The sequence below is a fragment of the Amphibiibacter pelophylacis genome, from assembly GCF_037688875.1.
GTDB lineage: Bacteria > Pseudomonadota > Gammaproteobacteria > Burkholderiales > Burkholderiaceae_C > Amphibiibacter > Amphibiibacter pelophylacis.
The window spans coordinates 1-2,522 of record NZ_JAWDIE010000037.1; the positions used below are offsets into that span (position 1 = coordinate 1).

At 73.0% G+C, this 2,522-nt stretch carries 1 protein-coding gene; it reads right to left on the reverse strand.

Annotation, left to right across the window (positions count from 1 at the left end):
* The coding region (locus RV045_RS14230) for a cobyric acid synthase (protein ID WP_423236456.1) at positions 1–2,522 on the reverse strand (2,522 nt) is incomplete at both ends.

The following is a 2,522-nucleotide window of genomic DNA, read 5'->3' on the forward strand; positions in this document are numbered from 1 at the left end:
GCGTCGAAGACGCTGTCCAGCGGCGCAGCGGCGCTGGCGCCTGTGGGCCGGGGCAGCAGGGCGTCCAGCAGCTGGGGGTTCTCAAAAAGGCCGTGGGCGTAGAGCCCCAGCACCGGGCCGCGCTGCCAGCCCAGGGGCGTGCCGTCGGCGTGGGCCAGAACAGGGGTCAGGCCTGTATTGTCCGGGGTAGCGCCTGATGTTGCGCCTGGAGTGGTGCCTGAAGTGGCGCGGGTCTGGCCGTGGTGGATTTCATAGCCCGTCAGGGGCAGGCCGGACAGCGCCTGCCAGGGCCCATCGCAGGTGGACCAGCGGAGCGTCACGCGGGCCAGGGTTTTGTCCGGGGCGAAGACGGTGTCCAGCGGCAGCAGGCCCAGGCCCAGCGCGTCGCCATCCACCCCGTGCGGATCGATCAGGCGCTCGCCAAGCATCTGGAGGCCGCCGCACACGCCCAGCAGCGGGCGCCCTGCAGCGGCGTGCGCGCGGATGCCATCCTCCAGCCCCTGTGCGCGCAGCCAGGCCAGGTCGCTGGCGACGGCTTTGGAGCCGGGCAGCACCAGCAGATTCAGGCCGGCCAGATCGCGGCTGTGGCGCACCCAGCGCAGGCGCACGCCGGGGCGGTGGCGCAGGGGCTGGAACTCGTCCAGATTGCTGATGCGCGGCGGGCAGACGATGCCGACGAGGCGCTCGCCCAAGGCTGGCGCGATGGGGCGGTTGGCCGGGTGGGCCTCGTCGATCAGGCCGTCTTCTTCGGGCAGGCCGTGGCCGTACCACATGGGCAAAACGCCCAGCAAGGGCAGGCCGCAGCGCTGGTGCACCAGCTCGGGGCCGGGCGCCAGCAGTGCGGCGTCGCCCCGGAAGCGGTTGAGCACGTAGCCGCGTAGCAGCGCCTGCACGTCGGCGGGCAGGCAGGCGTGCGTGCCCAGCACGTGGGCGAAGGCGCCGCCGCGGTCGATGTCGCAGACCAGCAGCGTGGCGGCCTGGCTGGCGCGCGCCGTGCCCAGGTTGACGTAATCCGTGTCGGCCAGATTGATCTCGGCGGGCGACCCGGCGCCTTCAATGATGACCAGATCGCAGCGGCGGCGCAGATCCTGCAGCGCCTGCAGTGCCAGCGGCGCCAGGTGGCGGGCGCGTTCGCGCCAGGGCATGCGGTTCAGCGCCGCATCGGGGCGGCCCAGTACCAGCACCTGGCTGCGGCAGTCGGCTTCGGGCTTGAGCAGCACGGGGTTCATGCCCACATCGGGCGTCACCCCGGCGGCCAGCGCCTGCAGGTACTGTGCGCTGCCGATCTCGCCCCAGCCGCCGTCGGGGTCGTCGGCTGACAGCGCGACCACACGCGCGTTGTTGCTCATGTTCTGCGCCTTGAAGGGGCGCACGCGCAGGCCCTGGCGCGCGTACCAGCGGCACAGCGCCGTGGCCAGCCAGCTTTTGCCCGCGTGGCTGGTCGTGCCCAGCACCAGAATGCAGGGCGCCAGCGGCGCTTCCGTCTCGGGGGCGGCCGGTCTTGCAGTCGCAGTCCGGCTTGAAGACCCAAAAGCGGCCAGACGATCCAGCAGGACGTCTTGCGCGGGCGGCGGCAGGGCGCGCAGGCGCACGTGGCCGGGCCGGCCCAGGGAAGTTGTTTCGCGCCAGTGCAGGCCGTGGGCGCGCAAATCGTGCCCGATGGCCTCCAGGCGTCCGGCCAGCGCGGGCGGTGGCGCCCAGAGGCCAAAAGGGGCGCGGGGGGATCCCGTCTCGTGCGCTGGCTCGCGCTGCCAGCCCAAATCCGCCAGCCGCTCATCCAGCCGCGACAGCCACCCGGCCAGCACCGGCAGCGTGCCGCATCGCCAGACCTGCGTGGCGGGCCAGCACCAGGCCTCCAGCATCGCGACCGCGTGCGCGCCCAGCGGCCACGAGGGCTCCAGTGCCTGAACGTGCTTGCGCAGGGCGGCTTGCAGCGGGCTGGCATCGGCCTGCGGCCAGACCAGATAGGCGCCGCGCACGCCGGTCAGTCCCAGCGCCTTGTTGGGCGTCCAGAGCTGCACGGTGTTCGCGGCCTCGCCGCCCCGGCTGCGCAGCAGGGCCAGATTCAGCGGGTCGGCGGTGTTGGCCGCGGCGCCGTCTGCGCCATAGTCAGCCAGCAGCAGCGGCCAGTAAGCCAAGTCCAGCACATGGATATCGTCTGTCGCTTTCGGGGCGGTGGCGTGGGGCGGCAGATGGCCGTGCGGGCTGCCCGGCCAGGTGTGCCAGTGCAGGACGGGCGAGCCTGCTTCGGCAGCAGCGTTCAGCGGCAGGCCTTGCGCCCGGGCGCTGCGGGCGTAATCGCCATAGCCGGGAATGGGCGCGGTGAAGGCGCCGCGCCGCTGCGTGGCCAGCGCCCAGGCAGCGCTCAGGCGCTGGATGGCTTCGCTGGCGCTGGCGGCCACATCAATCTGGCCGGGCGCCACGCCATGCAGCGTGGCCAGGCGCTGGCGCAGCCGGGTGTGGTTCGGGTCGGGGTAGGGCGCGGCGTCGGCGCTGCGTATGGCAGACAGCACCAGGGGGGC